Below are 17,291 nucleotides of genomic sequence, written 5' to 3'. Positions count from 1 at the left end.
CGCCGAGCTACTTAATCTTATGATAGATAAGGTCAGTATCTCTCAATGAGACTCAGTAGAATTGGCAGTGGTATCTAAGCGCGTCGGGCCTCTATCAACTCGTAGCCTTCATCCGTAAGCAAAGGGCCCTGCGTGGCGCTACGCACGGCTAGTTGGTCGCACCGCTCGTTCTCTGGGTGTCCATTGTGGCCGCGTACCCAACGAAATTGTACGTTCCGTTGACGGTACACTTTCACGAAGCGCCGCCACAAATCCTCGTTGGCTTTCTTTCCAAAATCGGGCTTATTGAGCCAGTTGAATACCCATTTCTTCTCTACCGCGTCCACCACGTATTTTGAGTCAGTGACGACTGTAATGGGTAGCTCAGGGCGCGTGATGGCCTCCAGACCTACTATCACCGCTAGCAACTCCATGCGGTTATTGGTCGTGAGTCGGAAGCCTTGGGTGAGTTCCTTTTCGTGCTGGCCAAAGCGCAGAATGGTCCCGTAGCCCCCAGGACCAGGATTGCCCCGGGAGGAGCCGTCGGTAAACAAATGAATCATACTACGAAACAGGTCTAAGGCGGACGTGCGCCCCACAGGGCTTGCCAAGCAGCTACTTAATAGCACTACTGCTTAGTAGTGCCGAGAGCTGAAGGCAAGAACCTAAAAATTCGATTTAAACAGCTTGATGGCAATTGCCAGTAGAATCACGCCGAACACACGGCGGAGAATATCCTCTCCAGCTTTGCCAATTTTACGCTCAATCCAAGCGCTGCCTTTCAACACGATATACACAAACACCAAGTTGAGGGCAATACCCACCAACACGTTGGGCAAGGAATACGCCGCCCGCAACGAAAGCAGGGTTGTCATGGTGCCGGCACCCACAATAAGGGGAAAAGCCAGCGGAACAATGGAGCCCGAGGACGTGAGCGGGTTATGCTTGAACAGCTCAATTCCTAGTACCATCTCCATCCCGATAAGAAAGATGATAACCGCGCCAGCCAAGGCAAATGATTGATAATCAACCCCAAATAGGGATAAAATACTTTGCCCTAGAAATAAAAATACGACCATCAGCACTCCAGCCACCATTGTGGCTTTTTCGGAGTGAATTTTACCCTCGCGCTGTCGAATTTGGATGATAATAGGTATTGAACCCAAAATATCAATGACAGCAAACAGCGTGAGCGTGACGGAGAATATTTCCTTGAGGCTAAACATTGGGGGTAGGTGAGGAAGAAACTATAGCGCAGGTAGGAGATAGTCTAGTTGGTAGTCGACAGGCTACTATACTCTGCTAACTACCAACTAGACTACCTCCTCAGTTAAACTATCCGTTACGCAAACTCGCGGGCGAAAAACTGCACCAGCTGCTCAAAAGCTGCATCGGGAATGGCTGGGAAGTTGGCAATGCGCAAGCTGGTAGGTTTCCAGTTGCCGTAGCCACTACCCAGTTGCAGGCCCTGAGCCAAAGCCCGGCGCTTTACTTCGTCAATGAGCGGAGCCGGGGCTTTCAGGCCAATGACGGTGGTAGAGCGGGCTTCTGGATTTGTGATGAGAGGGGTAAGTTGGGTTGCTTGGTCGAAGTAGTCGTAGAGTTTGGTGGCCCGATCCACAAGGTGCTGGTGGGTGACTTTGATGGCGGGACGGTCGTGGATGATGCGGTTCAGCAGATAGATACCCAGCACGTTGGGGGTGTGGGTAGTTTGGAAGTTAAGCATCTTCTCGTACTGGGCCGTGAGCGAGTTGTAATGCGCCCGCTCGTTGATTTTGCGCATGCGCTCTATGGCTCGCGGTGAGAGCAACATAACGGACAGGCCTGCGGGTAGGCCAAAGCATTTCTGCACCGAGGCGTACCAAATATCTCCCTTGATGTACTTCAGTTGAATGCCTGCCATGGAGGACGTGGCATCTACGGCCAGAAGGGCATTGCCTGGTAGGCGGTTGTAGATGTTGAGTACGGCGCCGTCGCGGAGCTGGGTGGCCGTACTTGTTTCGTTTTGCGTGATGCAGACAAGGTCGGTTTCCTCATCAAGGCCCGGCAGATTCTGCAAATTGGGTAGCTCATCAATGCCAAACTGCACGCCCGTAGATGCTGGGCGCTGGGCTTTAGCATAGTCCAGCCACTTCTCGCCAAAAGCACCATTGTACAAGTGGAAGCTCTTGGTAGGAGTGAGGCTTTGCACTAATACTTCCCAGCACTCGGTGGCCGAGCTCATGAAGAAGATGGTGTAGTCCTGCGGAATGTTGAGCTTATTTTTCAGCTCCGTGATGGTTTCGCGCATGAGCTGCACAAACCGCTCGCCCCGGTGTTGGGCAGAAAGCCAGCCCTGGTCAAAGGAATCAAGCAGGTACTGACGCACTTGCGGATATACTTGGGAAGGGCCGGGATTGAACGTATACATAGAAAGAGAAGGCTACAGGAAATGGAAGCACAAAGGTAGGACGCTAGCCGCAGGGGCAGCGGCGCTACTGCAAGAAAGTGACATGAAAGAATACTCAGCGGTGCAGCGCTAGCTACCCCCTAACGCTGAACACCACGGTTTCCGTCTTAGAAACTGCTGCTGTTGCTCTAAGCCGTTTGGAGCACGGTAGCCGGCACTGCCACAGGCACAGGTGCCATGGCAGTGCGTTACACCTTGAACCCCACCCGCCGCGGGCGCAAGCCGTCGAAGTAATGGAGCGCTAGCTTGTAGCTGTCGAGCTTGAAGCCGCTGATGCTACCCACACAGTTGCGGCCAACGAGGCTTTTCTGGCGGAACTCCTCGCGGGCATGCAGGTTGCTCAGATGAACTTCTACTACCGGTGAGCTAATTGCGACTATGGCATCGGCAAGGGCTACGCTGGTGTGCGTGTAGCCGCCGGCATTCAGCACAATGCCATGGTAGGTGAAGCCCACTTCGTGCAGTTTGTCAATCAGCTCGCCCTCGTGGTTACTTTGAAAGTAGGCTAGCTCAAACTGCGGAAAAGCTTCCCGCAATTCGGGCAGGTAGTCGTCAAAGGAACGCGTGCCGTAGATGCCTGGTTCGCGGCGGCCCAGCAAATTCAGATTGGGGCCGTTGAGGAGGAGGATTTGCATGAGAACAAAGAAGAGCGCGGAGAGATGTACTAGCTAAAAAGACCAATACTAGGTATTGTTCTGACAAAATGGTGAACAAATGACGTAAGCCGCTGGCGGCCTGGCTAAAAAACCAGCTATCCGCTAGTTCGGCTGCTTTCCGCAGGCGCAATGGCCAACGAGCACGTACCGGTAGCAGAACGAAAAGCCCAATACGGCTTGAAGGGGGAGTAGTACGGCTATCTTTGCCCGCATGTCTACCTGGTCTATCAGCATCAAACAGTTCGAGGGGTACTTGCAGCTCGAAAAGTCTCTTTCCGCTAACTCCGTGGAGGCCTATGTGCGCGACGTGCAGAAGCTGCGCCAGTACCTAGAGCTGGAAAAGCTGCCGGCCTCCCCCCAACAAGTCACGACCCGCATCCTGCGCGACTTTCTCTCGTGGCTTGGTGGGCTGGGCATGACGGCCACCTCGCAGGCGCGCACGCTCTCAGGTATCAAAGCCTTCTACAACTACCTCATCATGGAGGACCTGCTCACGCTGGACCCTACCGATACGCTAGAAACGCCCAAAACCGGCCGCAAGCTTCCTGATACGCTCAGCTACCCCGAAATAGAGCAGCTACTAAGTGCTATTGACCTAAGCACGCCCGAGGGCACGCGCAATCGAGCCATCCTGGAGGTGCTGTATAGCTCCGGCCTGCGCGTGAGTGAACTAACGGAACTGCGCCTCTCTAATTTGTACGCCGACCAGGGCTTTGTGCGTGTAACGGGTAAAGGCAACAAGGAACGCCTCGTGCCCATTGGTCGCGACGCCCTCAAGCACCTTGGGTTTTACCTGCAAGGCATACGGGCTCACCTCGATATTAAGCCAGGGCACGAAGACATCGTGTTTTTAAACAAGCGGGGTACCAAGTTATCCCGCGTGATGGTGTTTCACATCATCAAGGCCGCCGCCGACCGGGCAGGCATCCGCAAGACCATCAGCCCGCACACATTTCGGCACAGCTTTGCTACCCACCTGATAGAAGGAGGTGCTGACTTGCGGGCCGTGCAGGAAATGCTGGGCCACGAAAGCATCACGACCACGGAAATCTACACCCACCTCGACCGGGACTACCTACGACAGGTGATTACGGAGTTTCACCCGCGCAGCTAACGCCCAAAGCAGGCGTGGGCGCGCCTTACACTGCTGGAGTACTCGTCCTGTCGTCCAGGGCAGGCTAGTAACCCGGCGGTGCTACTACCTACCTTTGCGCTTCCTTATGCTGCGTTTCATTGATGCCTGATGTTATAGAGCGCCCTGTGCCAGTGCGCCGCCGGGTGTTGCCTCTGCTATGGGCAGTGGTGGCCGTATTGCTTTTTCACGCTCCTTACCTCTGGCTTGGCTCCGCTAGCTACGTCACTCTCGACGATAACTTAGACACGGAAGTAGTGTTGCCCTGGTTGCTCACCCGTTCGGGTACGGCCCTCGACTACCACGCGTCCACGGTAGTGCCGGCCTTGATGAACGGGGTGCCTCGCAATGCGCTACGGCCCGGCTTAAGCCTCACGGTTTTGTTGTTTAACAGCTTCGAGCCGCTGACCGCTTACCTGCTCAATCAGCTCTTGGTGCGGTTGGTAGCGCTGCTAGGAATGTACAGGCTAGTGCGGCAATATGGCCTGCCGAAACCAGCACAACGGGGGCTAGCAGCACTTCTCGCCTTAGCCTGGGCTATACTACCCCTGTATTCCATGTACGGAATATCCGTGCTAGGGCAGCCGTGGGTGCTGCTGGCACTGCTGCAGTTGCGGCGGCCCGGCGCAAGTTGGCTGCACTTGCTGCCTCTGGTGCTCTTTCCCCTCTGGTCGAATCTGGTGTTAGCGGGGGCTTTTGTGCTGCTGGGTGGCGCAGCAGTGCTAGGTATCGATGCGGTTCGGAGTGGCCGCGTGGCGTGGCGGGCTGTGGCTGGGCTTGCGAGCATGGCGCTCCTGTATGCCGTAGTGGAATACCCTCTGCTTTACTCTCTGCTGATAGAGCGGCAATTTGTACCTCACCGAGTAGAGTTCGACTACGCCCGGCTAACTCCCGGAGGGGTAGGGGCAGGAATTCTGGCTAGTGCCCGCTACTTTTTGCTGGGCCAGTACCACGCTGGCCTTTTCCTGCGGGCCGCGCCAGTGCTGGCAGCTGGCCTAGCAGTATGGGTCACGCCGTCGCCTCGTCGTTACCCCCTGGTTAGAGAACTAAGCTTCCTTCTAGTAGTGCTAGGCCTGACGGCCGTGTTCTGTGGCTTTTACCCTCAGCTAATGGGAGCGGTGCAGAAGCAGCTTCCTTTGCTGCGTACGTTCAACCTTTCCCGGTTTCACTTTCTGACACCCTTACTCTGGTTTGTTGTGCTGGTGCTGAGTTTACGCCACCTACCGTCCGCTGCCGCGCGGTGGTCTGTAGTAGGCTTACAGCTGCTAATCGGGCTGGCTATGAACACCGAATGGGTTATCAATCTGCGATACCTGGCGGGCCGTGCGCCCGCCAATGAGCCTTCTTATGCGGCCTACATAGCGCCCGCACTATTCCAACGCATTCAAGCCGATGTCAAGGCGCGTACTGGGTTGGAGCCAGCGCAGTATCGGGTGGCTAGCTTGGGCCTACCGCCGGCGGTGGCTTCCCTCAATGGGTTCTACACACTAGACGCGTACCTTAACAACTACCCCCTGACCTATAAGCGCCAGTTCCGTCCCCTTATTGCCGATGAGTTGGCTCGAAGCCCCACCCTTGCTACCTACTTTGATGCGTGGGGCAATCGATGCTACTTGTTTTCTGCAGAGTTAGGTAAGAACTTCCGGGTAGGAGCCGTACCCATGCGCATCATTCGGGAGTGGCGGTTCAACGCCGCTGCTTTCCGGAAGCTGGGTGGGCGCTACGTGCTTTCGGCTGCCCGGCTTGCTACCCCAGCCCGGAGTGGTCTGCGGCTGGCCGGGGACTATGCCATGGCGGGTGCCTACTGGCATATATGGGTCTACGAGGTGCAATAGGGGAGGGGGTGAGTATAGGTCGAATGCAATGCTACAAGCTGATAGTGCACATTCGTACCAATTCACTAAATCACCACGTTAGCACATCATCCCATCAGCACATCACATAATTGTCTAGATTTGGTGCTTTGGTGCGTGAGAATGGCTAAAAATACCTACAAGCAACAACCCAACACGGCTCCCGGCCGCTCCAACGAGCCCCGGCCCACAGAACCGCGCCCGGTGCGTAACCAGCCCCGTCCGGCGGAGGCCCCCGCGCGCGAACCTCGTCGTAATGAAGCAAAGGCTGCCCCGGTGCCCAAAGCGCCCCGCAAGCCCCTGCAACTTCCCCAGTTTCAGCTGGGCGGGTTGTTTAGCTTTCTGCGCGACCGACGGTTCCAACTCTTCCTCGGCTTCTTCTTCCTGATTGGGTCCATCTACCTGACCATTGCCTTCCTGTCATTCCTCTTCACGGGCCATGCTGACCAAAGCGTGGTAGAAACCGTGGGGAGTACGCCAGTAAGAGAATCTGGGCAAGAAACTGGCAACTGGCTGGGCCTACTTGGCGCCATGCTGGCTCAAACCCTCATCTACAAAGGATTTGGGGTGGCAGCCTTCGCCGTTATTCCCATTGTGTTCTTCCTAGGCTACAAGATTGTCTTCCGACGAGCGGGCGTGTCCTTTTCGTATGTGCTGAGTCTAAGCCTGTTCACTATGATCTGGCTGAGCGTATTGCTCGGCTACGTGGTGCTCACTATCCAAAGCCCCGATGCTGACCCCGCCTTGGCCCACAGCCTCGATTTCCTGTGCGGTGGTATTGGCTACGAAACGGCTTCGTTGCTCAATAGTCTCATTGGGTGGGGAACCGTGCTGCTGCTGGCCTTCCTGCTTATCTCCTTTGTGGTGTTCTTCTTCAACGTTACCAGCCTCAACCTGAACCTGCGCCGCAGCGCGGGAGAAGAGGATGACGACGAAGAGGAAGTGACTCCGGCTCCGGCTTTCGGTGCTTCCACGGCCGCGGCCAACCGCGTAGCTCGTCCTGTGCCTTCTTTTGAAGAGGAGGAAGTAAAAGAGAAAGATGATTCGCTGGGCATCACGCTCAAGCGGGTGGGGCCTCTAGCCGCTCGCCCTGCCGTAGCGGAAGAACCAGCCCAGGAAGACTTGCCACAGCCCCAGCGCACTGGCCCGGTTGCCTCACCTAGTCCAGCATTTAGTGTTGCAGCGCCGGTAGCGGCTACGGCATCTGCCGCCGCTGCGGTTGGTGCTGGGGGCTTGGCAGCGGCCACAGTGCCGCTGAGCGTAGCTCCTGCCGCCGGGGCCGCCCTAGCAGGTGCGGTAGCTCCGGCCACTACTGCTGGGGTGCCAGCCAGCGGACCCAGCTTCTCCGTGGAAGCACCTGCCCTGGAGGTTGCTCCCCCAGTGCCGGCTCGCGTACCCACGCCTTTGTCCATGGCTGACTTGGTGGATGATGCCACTCCCTTACCAGTAGCAAAAGCACCGGTAGCACCCGTTGTGCCCGCAGCTCCGTCGGTAGCATCCGGCTTGTCGTTTGAGGTAGAAGATGCCACGGCGCCCGAGGCCACAGCCCACGAACTGGACCCCGCAGCTGGGGCAGATATGGCCGTCATTGCACAGGAGGATGAAGATGCGGAGGCCATGCCAACCGGCGAGTACGACCCTACCCTCGACCTGCCCCGCTACCAGTATCCTACCCTTGACCTACTAAACGACTATGGTCCTGCCAAGGCGCAGGTAACCAAGGAGGAACTAGAGGCCAATAAGGACCGGATTGTAGAAACGCTGGGCCATTATGGCATCAACATCGCCAGCATCAAGGCTACCATCGGCCCTACCGTCACGCTCTACGAGATTGTGCCCGATGCTGGGGTGCGCATCTCCAAGATCAAGAGCCTGGAAGATGACATTGCCCTAAGCCTTGCCGCACTCGGTATCCGTATTATTGCGCCTATTCCGGGCAAGGGTACCATTGGTATTGAGGTGCCAAACACGAAAAAAGAAATGGTGAGCATCCGCTCGGTATTCAATACCGACAAGTTTGTGCACACCGAAATGGACTTGCCCATTGCCTTTGGCCGCACCATTACCAACGAGGTGTTCGTGGTCGACTTGGCCAAAATGCCCCACTTGCTGATGGCCGGTGCTACGGGCCAAGGTAAATCGGTAGGGCTGAACGTGATTCTGGCTTCTCTGCTCTACAAGCGCCATCCTTCCCAGCTCAAGTTTGTGCTTGTCGATCCTAAGAAGGTGGAACTAAGCATCTTCAATAAAATTGAGCGTCACTTCCTCGCCAAACTCCCCGACTCCGACGAGCCCATCATTACTGATACCAAGAAGGTAGTGAACACGCTCAACTCCTTATGCATGGAGATGGACCGGCGCTACGATTTGCTGAAAGACGCTGGCTGCCGCAACCTTAAGGAGTACAACCGCAAATTTGTGGAGCGCCGCCTCAACCCCAAAAAGGGGCACCGTTACATGCCTTTCATTGTACTAGTGATTGACGAGCTGGCCGATTTGATGATGACGGCTGGTAAGGAAGTCGAAACGCCTATTGCACGCCTGGCTCAGTTGGCTCGTGCCATCGGTATTCACCTCATTGTTGCCACGCAGCGCCCCTCCGTAAACGTTATTACGGGTATTATCAAGGCCAACTTCCCCTGCCGAATTTCCTTTAAAGTAACCAGCAAAATCGATTCCCGGACCATCCTGGATGCCGGCGGGGCCGACCAGCTAGTAGGGCAGGGCGACATGCTGATTTCCCAGGGCTCCGATATTATTCGGGTGCAGTGTGCCTTCATTGACACGCCGGAGGTAGACAGCTTGTGTGACTTCGTAGGAGAGCAGCAAGGGTACCCCGACGCTTACCAGCTACCCGAAGTAGTAGGCGAAAGTGGCGGTGGCAACGGCGACGCCGAAGATATGGACCCCAGCCAGCGCGACGCTATGTTTGAGGAAGCCGCCCGCGTCATCGTTACGCACCAGCAGGGTAGCACCTCGCTGCTGCAGCGCCGTCTTAAATTGGGCTACAACCGTGCGGGCCGCCTCATCGACCAACTAGAACACGCTGGTATCGTAGGGCCATTCGAAGGAAGCAAGGCCCGGGAGGTTTTGATTCCTGACGAATATAGTTTGGAACAGTTGTTGAATAGCTTGCCTAAATAGCAGCAAGTAGTACCAGCCAAGCGGGACATAATTTCGCTGGCAATTGTTTAAACAAAGTTGCGCTTTGCGCGTCTCACTGAGTACTACTCCAACACACCTCTCTACTACCTAATGAAAAAGTTTCTCACTCTGCTTGCCGTTTCTGTATCGGTTTCGACGGCTGCCTTGGCGCAGCAGGATCCGAAAGCCGGTAAGATTCTGGACCAGATGAGCGCCAAATACCAGGCGTTGAAGGCCTTCAAGGCTACCTTTACTCAAACCCTCGAAAACGATGCGGCTAAGGTGAAGGAAAATTTGAGCGGTGATATTACGGTGAGTGGGCAGAAGTTTCGCCTAAAGATGAGTGGCCAGGAGGTCATCAACAACGGCCAGACTCTGTGGACTTACATGCGGGCTGAAAATGAAGTGAACATTTCCGACTACGAGCCCGAAGACCAGGAAATTTCTCCTTCCCAGATCTATACCCTGTACAAAAAGGGCTATAAGTACTCTTACGTGCAGGAAGCCAAGGAAGGCGGAGAGCTGGTAGACGTTATCGAGCTTTCCCCGGAAGACCGCTCCAACCCGGTATATAAGGTGCGCCTGAAAGTAAGTAAGGCTGATAAATCGGTGAAAAGCTGGCAGATGTTCAAGAAGAACGGTAACCGCTACACCTATAAGATTAGCAAGTTCCAACCCAACCCTCCGGTTGACGCTACCACCTTCACCTTCGATAAAAACAAGTACAAGGGCGTTAAGGTGATTGACCTGCGCTAGACGCCCAGCAGTGCTGCCATTCTGACCGGCCCGCTCTTGCATCAATGCAGGGGCGGGCCGGTGTGCGTTGGTCGTAGAGTAGTGCTGTAGCCATATTGATCTGTATGGAGGAGTAAACTATCTTCCGTGCTTAAGACTACTTACTAGCACTATATACCCGTGAAAGAAGATTTTCTACACTACGTTTGGCAGCATCAGTATTTCGAAAAAGCTAACCTATGCACGCAGGAAGGACAGCCCATTACGGTGCTGCGGCCTGGCATGCGCAACCCCGATGCCGGGCCTGATTTCTTGGGTGCCCGCCTACAGCTAGGTGAGGTAGAGTGGAACGGGGCCGTGGAGATACACCTGCGCGCATCTGACTGGTACCGCCACTACCATCAGCAGGACCCCAAATACGACCAAGTAGTGCTACACGTAGTGCACACAGCCGATCAGGAAGTGCAGCGCACTAACGGCTCGGTAGTACCGGCGTTAGAGCTTGCCCCACGCCTGTCACCGGCTTTGCTCCACGCCTACGAGCGGCTTACTACCCCCACGGCTGCCGAGTTGCTCCCGTGTGCGTCCTTGCTCAGCCAAGTGCCCAGCCTCACGCGTACCATGATGACTGGGCGGGCGCTACTGGAACGGATGGAAAATAAGGCGGCTGTCATTACAGGCTTGCATCAGCAACTGGGTCAAGATTGGGAAGCTACGGCGTGGCATGTCGTAGCAGCGGCCTTTGGGTTTCAAAAAAACACGGAGCCACTAGCCCGGCTTGCCAAAGCCCTGCCGCTAGCTGTGCTGCGCCGTCACCGCCACGACCCCCGCCAACTGGAAGCTCTATTATTTGGGCAAGCGGGCTTCTTAGGTGCTGGCGAGGATATAGCGCACGACCTGTATATCAGGGACTTAAGCCAGGAGTATGCGTTTTTGCGCCACAAGTACAACCTAGCCGGCACGGCTCTGGCTGCGCACGAGTGGAATTTCTTGCGGTTGCGCCCTGCTAATTTCCCCACGGTGCGCCTCGCGCAATTAGCTGGCTTGCTGCACGCGCGGCCTGCTCTCTTTGACGCCCTGCTAACTGCTACCGATGTAGCAGCTCTGCTACAGTTTTTTGCCGCACCTATTTCGGCTTACTGGCAAACTCACTACCGGCCTGGTAAGGCCGGGAAGGTGCCCGCTTTAGGCCGAACTAGCCTACATGTGCTCATCACCAATGTGGTTGTACCCTTGCGAGTGGCGTACTACCAGCACGTAGGAAACCCAGAATTGGTGGAAGCTGCCGTAGCTTTGCTAGATCAGCTACCCGCCGAATACAACCACGTGACCGACCTCTACGATACGTTAGGCTTCATCCACCGCACCGCTGCTGATTCGCAGGGGCTGCTGGCGCTGCATAAAGGCTACTGCACGCCACGCCGGTGTTTGCACTGCGCCATTGGTAGCCGCCTGCTGCAAACCAAGCCCGCCGCCCGGTGCGAATAATACTGGCACTCCTCCTTAATGCTGCCTTGCTAGGAGGGCTGCTTGTGTGGTTGCGGCGGCAGCACCAGAAGCCCCGTATAGGCGGTTGGGTGCTTCCTACCTTACTGCTGAAGCTAGCCACCACGGGGCTGTCGGTGCGCTTCATGAGTGAAGACTCCTACCTCTTCACGATGTGGGCGCGGCGCATGACGGTGCAGTTTTGGCAGCAGCCTACAGCGTGGCTGCAAATGCTAGGACAGGAAGAATTTCACTTTGGTAGTTGGCACCTCATCTATCATGGTTTTTCTAACACCCTGTTCATGATGAAAGTCCTTTCGATGCTGAACGTAGTATCGGGAGGTGTGGTGTGGCTCAATGCCCTATACCTGTCGTTGTTTAGCTTTTGGGGCGCTTGGACACTGGCGTGCACGATTGGTCGCTTGTGGCCCGCCGCCCGACCAGGCGGCGTAGTTATCGGCTTTTTGCTGTGGCCAACGGTAGTGTATTGGACGTCTGGGCTGACCAAGGAAAGCCTGCTGGTGGGCAGTGGTGCGGCTTTGCTGGCCTACGTGTTGCAGCTATACTACCCATTGCTCTCGGGGCGGCAGTGGCAGAAAGTGGCCCTCGTGATACTGCTGGGGTGGCTGCATTTCAAGATGCGGTTCTTTTTTGCCGCCGTGCTACTAGGCGTTTTGGCGGGCTTAGGATTGATACGAGTCCTCCAGCGTCTCACTGGTACGCGCCGCCGGGTGCCGCAACTGCTGCTAATGGTAGGGCTGCTGAGCGCTGGAGCTTGGGCCGCCAGTGAAATTAGCCCGGCCTTCCGGCTCAATAAGTTTACCAGCCAGCTCCAGCGCAACTACACCGACCTGTTAGCTATATCGCGCAATCGACCACATCTGGAGTACCCTACCTTGGCGCCCACTACAGAGAGCATATTGCGCAATGCTCCGGCGGCCATTTTTAATGCTACCACGCGCCCCTGGCCTTGGGAGGGAACCAGCTTGCTGTACTTAATAGCCGGTATGGAAAACGCGCTGCTGGCGGTGCTATTGCTACTAGCGGCTTGGGCGGTAGTCCAGCGGCGGAGTGGTAAGCTACCATTTGGCGTGATGCTGGCCCTTCTGCTGTACTGTCTGCTGCTGGCCATTTTACTCGGGCTATCAACCCCCAACTTGGGTACCCTGAGCCGCTACCGGGTAGCGTTTCTTCCCTTTCTGTTGCTGCTCATCACGCAAAATGAGTATTTCTGCGGAGTAGTAAAGCGCCTAAGGGGGTAGGAACATCTACTGCAACCCAACTGTTAGCACTAGGACCCTGGCTTCCATTGCCTACATGATCATCTGCCGCAGGTGGTCCGGGCGAGAAGCTGTATCTTTGCTGTTGAAATAACCTATCGGCCGCGCTACGCGGCCGTTTTTCGCTTGTATGGAAAATCCCGTAATCATTCTCGGTGCACAGACCGTTGGCACTACTGCCCTAGATGCTTTTCAGAGCAACGACGTGGTCGTATACTGCCTCCTCGACGACGACACGAAGCTGCAAAACACCGAGTTGAACGATGTGCCCGTGATGGGTAACACCGACGATAAAGAGCTACTGAAGCTACTTGGTAAGAAGTGCGAAGTGTTTGTGGCTACCGATGATACTGCCAGCCGCAAAAGCCTCACCAGCATGTTGCGCGATGAATATGAGGTAGCACCGGTGAATGCTATTCACCAGCGCGCCAGCGTATCGGAGCACGCGTGGCTGGGCCATGGTAACCTCATTGGGCCCAATGCCGTGGTGGCCGGCAACGCCAAGCTCGGTGATGGCTGCATCGTGGGGGCCAACGCTGTGATAGACGTAAAAGCAGAGCTGGGCGACTACTCCCAACTAGGTGCTGGTGCTATTCTGAATGCCGGCGTAGTAGTAGGCGAGCAAGCCTTCATTGGAGCCGGCGCGGTAGTAGTAGCTGGCGTTAAGATTGGAGCCAAGGCGCGCGTAGGAGCTGGATCGGTGGTAGTAGCCGATGTGCCTGCCAACCAAACCGTGTTCGGTAACCCCGCTCAAAAAGTATAAATCGTAGACCCAAGAAGTACGGCTAGAAGTAGGGGCCGCCCGCTCAGCCTTTTTGCCGTTTACTTCTCGCTTCTGATAACACCATGGACTACCTCGTTCTGCTGTATTACTGCTACACGCCCCTTGCTAACCCCGAAGAGTTCCGGGAAGAGCACCACCGGCTGTGTTTGCGCCTGCATCTGCTGGGCCGCATCATTGTGGCTTCGGAAGGACTAAATGGCACTGTGTCGGGCCGCCGGGCTGATTGTGAAGAGTACATGCGGCTGGTGAAGGCTGACCCGCGTTTTGCCGCTCTGGAGTTTAAAATAGAAGAGGCATCGGCCCACACCTTTCAGAAGCTGCATGTGCGCGTGAAGCCCGAAATTGTAAATGTGGGCCTCCCGCACATTAAGCCCTATGAGCGTACAGGAATTCACCTCTCGCCCGAGGAGTTTCGGGATTTGAAGGACCAAGACGACGTCGTAGTGCTCGATGTTCGCTCTGACTATGAGCACCACTTGGGCCGCTTTAAAAATGCCGTAACCCTGGATATTGAGAACTTCCGCGAGTTTCCCGAGAAGGTAAACGAGCTGGAACAGTACAAGGGCAAGAAGGTCCTGACGTACTGCACGGGTGGCATCAAATGCGAAAAGGCCAGCGCGTTTCTGTTGGAGCAAGGCTTCGAAAACGTGTACCAGCTCCACGGCGGTATCATCAAATATGGCTTGGAGGCTGGTGGTGAGGACTTCGAGGGCAAGTGCTACGTGTTCGATGGGCGCGTGGCCGTGGATGTGAACAGCGTCAACCCAACCGTCATCAGCCACTGCCACCATTGCCATACGCCTTCTGACCGCATGGTGAACTGCGCTAACCCGCATTGCAACGCCCACGTACCGCTGTGTGAGGCCTGCGGGCAGCAGCTAGAAGGCGCTTGTTCGGAGGCCTGCCAGCAGCATCCCGACAAACGCCCGTACGACGGCACAGGTACCTACCCTAAACACAGCAACAACTACAACCCCGAGCAGGGACTGCTTTCCTACCGGGCGCCCGTTCGGTAAGCCAGATAATCTTTTTTCTGTCATCCGGAGCACAAGCGTAGTACCAGCACAGGGCAGAACAGGTGACCTAACGGTGACGTGTTCAGTTCTCTACTGGCTCTGGACTTGCGCTCTGGATGACAGTTGTTTTTAGGTCTGTACCCAAACTGTCGTTTTTCGCGTACCATTGCACCTTCCTTTTCCTCCAACATTCCCTGCGCATGGCTATTCCCGAATCGGAGCTGATTCTTAACAAAGACGGCAGCATCTACCACCTGAACCTGATTCCTGACCATATTTCCGATACGATTATCACCGTGGGCGACCCGGAGCGCGTGGCTACGGTGAGCCAGCACTTCGACTCCATTGAGACCAAGATTCACAAGCGGGAATTTGTGACCCACGTGGGGTACTACCACGGCAAGCGGGTGACGGTTATCAGCTCAGGCATGGGCACCGACAACATCGACATTCTGCTTAATGAGCTGGACGCCCTGGTAAACGTGGACTTGTTTACGCGCGAGGCTCGGCCCCTGGAAGAGCGCATTTCCCTGCGCATCATCCGCGTGGGCACTAGTGGCTCCTTGCAGCCAGATATTCCGGTGGGCTCCCTGCTGGTTTCGGAGCACGCAGTGGGCCTCGATTCCCTTATGCAGTTTTACCCCCTGGTCGAAACGGGCCTCGAAGTAGACGTAGCGCGCGGCGTGCAGGAAAGCTTGCAGCTTGAGTACCGCCCGTACTGCGTGCGTGGTTCCGACCTGCTGCGTGAGCAACTAGGCGCCGGAATGGTAGTTGGCAATACGCTCACTTGCCCCGGCTTCTACGGTCCGCAAGGCCGCGTGCTGCGCCTCGATCTGCGCATGCCCGACCTCATCGAGAAGTTTCAGCAGTTCCGCCACCACAGCGCCGAAGGCGAGTTCCGCCTCACCAACTTTGAAATGGAAACGGCTGGTTACTACGCTCTAGGCCGAATGCTGGGTCATGATGTGGTGTCGCTCAACGCTATTGTGGCCAACCGGGCCACGGGTGAGTTCGCCACCAATTCGGAGGCCATCATCAACGACTTAATTGCCACGACGCTTTCCCGTTTGTAGTCCTTGCTACCAGCGCCAAGACCATAAAAAAGCCTTCCCATAGTTGGGAAGGCTTTTTTTGTTACGTAAGGCAATAGCGTATGCTGTAGATACGTGGACTAGGCCTCTTGGTGCAACCACTCTTTCTTCTTGAGAAGGTCTTGCTGGGCTTCGCGGTAGTCGGGGTCGTCTACGCAGCAGTCTACAGGGCATACTGCCGCGCACTGTGGTTCTTCGTGGAAGCCCACGCACTCGGTGCACTTATCTGAAACGATGTAGTAGTACTCGTCGGAGATGGGGGTTTGGGGCGCCACGCCAGAAACCGTCTGGCCGCCGTCCATCTGCACTTCTTTCAGTTTGGTGCCATCGGCCCAGCGCCATTGGGCTCCGCCCTCGTAAATGGCGGTGTTGGGGCATTCCGGTTCGCAGGCACCACAGTTGATGCACTCGTCGGTTATCATGATGGCCATAGCCTATTCCTCGGTTTGGGAGTGAGTAGATGAGAGTCGTAGCCCTGTATACGTAGCTGCAAGCAGGTACGGGCAGGCAAAAGTAGAAATTAGCCGTACACAGTTCAGTACTTTTGCCCCACCGATTTTTGTTTTTTCCGCTCTATGCTACATTCTGACCGCCTGGCCGCCTTCGTGGCGCTTGGCCAGCGCCTGCATCATCTCTCTGACGACGAACTAACTTCTCTAGCTTCCCGCGCCCGCAACCAAAATCCGTGGTTTGATACACCCAACGTAACGGCTGCCGTGCGGGGCATTGCGCGCTTGCTCTCCGAAGCTACCCTGCGCCAGTGGGCGGCCCGCTACCCCGCCGAGCCCGCCACCCCGCGCCAGGTAGGCGTTGTGATGGCCGGCAATATTCCTCTGGTGGGCTTCCACGACATGCTGTGCGTGCTGCTTTCGGGCCATGTCCTGCTTGCCAAGCTTAGCAAGGACGATACATTCCTCATGCGCTGGGTGGCCGACGAACTGCTGCGCCTGGAGCCCCGCTTTGCCGATCAACTACAGTTTGTGGAGCGCCTGAATGCTGCGGATGCTTTTATTGCTACCGGCTCCGACAACACGGCTCGCTACTTCGAGTACTACTTCGGCAAGAAGCCCCACATCATTCGGCGCAACCGTACCAGCATTGCCATCCTGACCGGCCGCGAGTCTAACCACGACTTGGGGTTGCTGGGGGCCGACATCTTCCGGTATTACGGCCTAGGCTGCCGCAACGTGAGCAAGCTCTACGTGCCCGAAAACTACGATTTCACGCCGTTGCTTGACTCGTTGCAGCCCTGGCACCACGTGCTGGAGCACAACCGCTACCAGAACAACTACGACTACAACAAAAGCATTCTGCTGGTAAACCGCGTGCCACACCTCGATTCTGGTTTTCTGTTGCTCACGGAAGGCGCCCAGCTTGTCTCGCCCATATCGGTACTGCACTATGGTACCTATGCCAGTGAGGTAGATTTGGTAGATCAGCTGACGGATGTGGCGGCGCAAACTCAGTGTTTGGTTTCGGCCGGAGGGCAGTATGCCGGTAGCGTTGCCTTCGGCCAAGCCCAGGAACCCGGCGTGATGGACTATGCCGATGGGGTAGATACGATGGCCTTTTTAGCAGAACTGGCGTAAATAGAGTTGGAGTGCTCATCAACGGCCGGTGTGCCTCATGTATTCTTCATACGTGGCGCGGCACATTTCTAACGTTACATGGGCTGTTCCTGTCCATT

At 56.0% G+C, this 17,291-nt stretch carries 15 protein-coding genes; 10 read left to right on the top strand and 5 right to left on the bottom strand.

Annotation, left to right across the window (positions count from 1 at the left end; genetic code table 11):
• Window positions 1–74: 74 nt before the first annotated feature.
• The 4 genes from rnhA to aroQ all read right to left on the bottom strand — a co-directional run bounded on the left by rnhA (window position 75) and on the right by aroQ (window position 3,063).
• The gene (rnhA, locus tag CHB83_RS02135; RefSeq protein WP_089331503.1) at window positions 75–542 is read right to left on the bottom strand and encodes a ribonuclease HI; all 468 of its coding nucleotides are present in this window, start codon (window positions 540–542) and stop codon (window positions 75–77) included.
• Window positions 543–644: 102 nt separating this feature from the next.
• Window positions 645–1,205, bottom strand: a complete 561-nt coding sequence (locus CHB83_RS02130; protein ID WP_045687534.1) for a MarC family protein — start codon at window positions 1,203–1,205, stop codon at window positions 645–647.
• Between the two features lie 116 nt (window positions 1,206–1,321).
• Window positions 1,322–2,389 (bottom strand): aminotransferase class V-fold PLP-dependent enzyme, encoded by a 1,068-nt coding sequence (locus CHB83_RS02125; RefSeq protein ID WP_089331502.1) that lies wholly within the window; start codon window positions 2,387–2,389, stop codon window positions 1,322–1,324.
• A gap of 227 nt (window positions 2,390–2,616) precedes the next feature.
• The gene (gene aroQ / locus CHB83_RS02120) at window positions 2,617–3,063 is read right to left on the bottom strand and encodes a type II 3-dehydroquinate dehydratase (protein ID WP_089331501.1); all 447 of its coding nucleotides are present in this window, start codon (window positions 3,061–3,063) and stop codon (window positions 2,617–2,619) included.
• 232 nt (window positions 3,064–3,295) lie between these two features.
• Between aroQ and xerD the strand changes: the two genes are divergently transcribed.
• The 9 genes from xerD (at window position 3,296) to CHB83_RS02075 (ending at window position 15,586) form a co-directional block, all read left to right on the top strand.
• Window positions 3,296–4,198, top strand: coding sequence for a site-specific tyrosine recombinase XerD (xerD, locus tag CHB83_RS02115; protein WP_045687531.1), 903 nt, complete (start codon window positions 3,296–3,298; stop codon window positions 4,196–4,198).
• 122 nt (window positions 4,199–4,320) lie between these two features.
• Window positions 4,321–6,051 carry a DUF6044 family protein gene (locus CHB83_RS02110; RefSeq protein WP_089331500.1) on the top strand — a complete coding sequence of 577 codons (1,731 nt, stop codon included), beginning with the start codon at window positions 4,321–4,323 and terminating at the stop codon, window positions 6,049–6,051.
• A gap of 141 nt (window positions 6,052–6,192) precedes the next feature.
• The gene (locus CHB83_RS02105) at window positions 6,193–9,213 is read left to right on the top strand and encodes an FtsK/SpoIIIE family DNA translocase (protein WP_089331499.1); all 3,021 of its coding nucleotides are present in this window, start codon (window positions 6,193–6,195) and stop codon (window positions 9,211–9,213) included.
• 111 nt (window positions 9,214–9,324) lie between these two features.
• Window positions 9,325–9,969 carry a LolA family protein gene (locus CHB83_RS02100; protein ID WP_045687529.1) on the top strand — a complete coding sequence of 215 codons (645 nt, stop codon included), beginning with the start codon at window positions 9,325–9,327 and terminating at the stop codon, window positions 9,967–9,969.
• Window positions 9,970–10,128: 159 nt separating this feature from the next.
• Window positions 10,129–11,436, top strand: coding sequence for a DUF2851 family protein (locus CHB83_RS02095; RefSeq protein WP_179225434.1), 1,308 nt, complete (start codon window positions 10,129–10,131; stop codon window positions 11,434–11,436).
• Window positions 11,427–12,695: a hypothetical protein gene (locus CHB83_RS02090; protein ID WP_143436966.1), complete on the top strand. Its 1,269-nt coding sequence runs from the start codon at window positions 11,427–11,429 to the stop codon at window positions 12,693–12,695. The genes CHB83_RS02095 and CHB83_RS02090 overlap by 10 nt, the downstream gene beginning before the upstream one ends.
• Before the next feature lie 148 nt (window positions 12,696–12,843).
• Entirely contained in the window at window positions 12,844–13,476 is a 633-nt protein-coding gene (locus CHB83_RS02085) for a NeuD/PglB/VioB family sugar acetyltransferase (protein WP_045687526.1), read from the top strand.
• An 83-nt stretch (window positions 13,477–13,559) separates the two neighbouring features.
• Window positions 13,560–14,513 carry an oxygen-dependent tRNA uridine(34) hydroxylase TrhO gene (gene trhO, locus CHB83_RS02080; protein WP_045687525.1) on the top strand — a complete coding sequence of 318 codons (954 nt, stop codon included), beginning with the start codon at window positions 13,560–13,562 and terminating at the stop codon, window positions 14,511–14,513.
• Between the two features lie 200 nt (window positions 14,514–14,713).
• Window positions 14,714–15,586: a nucleoside phosphorylase gene (locus CHB83_RS02075; RefSeq protein WP_089331496.1), complete on the top strand. Its 873-nt coding sequence runs from the start codon at window positions 14,714–14,716 to the stop codon at window positions 15,584–15,586.
• 98 nt (window positions 15,587–15,684) lie between these two features.
• Here the strand turns inward: CHB83_RS02075 and CHB83_RS02070 are convergent, their stop codons facing one another.
• The gene (locus tag CHB83_RS02070; RefSeq protein WP_045687523.1) at window positions 15,685–16,035 is read right to left on the bottom strand and encodes a 4Fe-4S dicluster domain-containing protein; all 351 of its coding nucleotides are present in this window, start codon (window positions 16,033–16,035) and stop codon (window positions 15,685–15,687) included.
• Window positions 16,036–16,179: 144 nt separating this feature from the next.
• Between CHB83_RS02070 and CHB83_RS02065 the strand changes: the two genes are divergently transcribed.
• Entirely contained in the window at window positions 16,180–17,193 is a 1,014-nt protein-coding gene (locus CHB83_RS02065; protein ID WP_089331495.1) for an acyl-CoA reductase, read from the top strand.
• The last annotated feature ends 98 nt before the right edge of the window (window positions 17,194–17,291 follow it).

Origin of the sequence: Hymenobacter mucosus, assembly GCF_900188255.1 — a bacterium.
GTDB classification, from domain to species: Bacteria; Bacteroidota; Bacteroidia; order Cytophagales; family Hymenobacteraceae; genus Hymenobacter; species Hymenobacter mucosus.
Note: the sequence above shows the minus strand (reverse complement) of the source record. Positions and strands in the feature narration are given on the sequence as shown.

Bases quoted from the DNA above. Each gene is read 5' to 3' on its own strand.
- rnhA (WP_089331503.1), bottom strand. From the start codon at position 542: ATGATTCATTTGTTTACCGACGGCTCCTCCCGGGGCAATCCTGGTCCT.
- CHB83_RS02130 (WP_045687534.1), bottom strand. From the start codon at position 1,205: ATGTTTAGCCTCAAGGAAATATTCTCCGTCACGCTCACGCTGTTTGCT.
- CHB83_RS02125 (WP_089331502.1), bottom strand. From the start codon at position 2,389: ATGTATACGTTCAATCCCGGCCCTTCCCAAGTATATCCGCAAGTGCGT.
- aroQ (WP_089331501.1), bottom strand. From the start codon at position 3,063: ATGCAAATCCTCCTCCTCAACGGCCCCAATCTGAATTTGCTGGGCCGC.
- xerD (WP_045687531.1), top strand. From the start codon at position 3,296: ATGTCTACCTGGTCTATCAGCATCAAACAGTTCGAGGGGTACTTGCAG.
- CHB83_RS02110 (WP_089331500.1), top strand. From the start codon at position 4,321: ATGCCTGATGTTATAGAGCGCCCTGTGCCAGTGCGCCGCCGGGTGTTG.
- CHB83_RS02105 (WP_089331499.1), top strand. From the start codon at position 6,193: ATGGCTAAAAATACCTACAAGCAACAACCCAACACGGCTCCCGGCCGC.
- CHB83_RS02100 (WP_045687529.1), top strand. From the start codon at position 9,325: ATGAAAAAGTTTCTCACTCTGCTTGCCGTTTCTGTATCGGTTTCGACG.
- CHB83_RS02085 (WP_045687526.1), top strand. From the start codon at position 12,844: ATGGAAAATCCCGTAATCATTCTCGGTGCACAGACCGTTGGCACTACT.
- trhO (WP_045687525.1), top strand. From the start codon at position 13,560: ATGGACTACCTCGTTCTGCTGTATTACTGCTACACGCCCCTTGCTAAC.
- CHB83_RS02075 (WP_089331496.1), top strand. From the start codon at position 14,714: ATGGCTATTCCCGAATCGGAGCTGATTCTTAACAAAGACGGCAGCATC.
- CHB83_RS02070 (WP_045687523.1), bottom strand. From the start codon at position 16,035: ATGGCCATCATGATAACCGACGAGTGCATCAACTGTGGTGCCTGCGAA.
- CHB83_RS02065 (WP_089331495.1), top strand. From the start codon at position 16,180: ATGCTACATTCTGACCGCCTGGCCGCCTTCGTGGCGCTTGGCCAGCGC.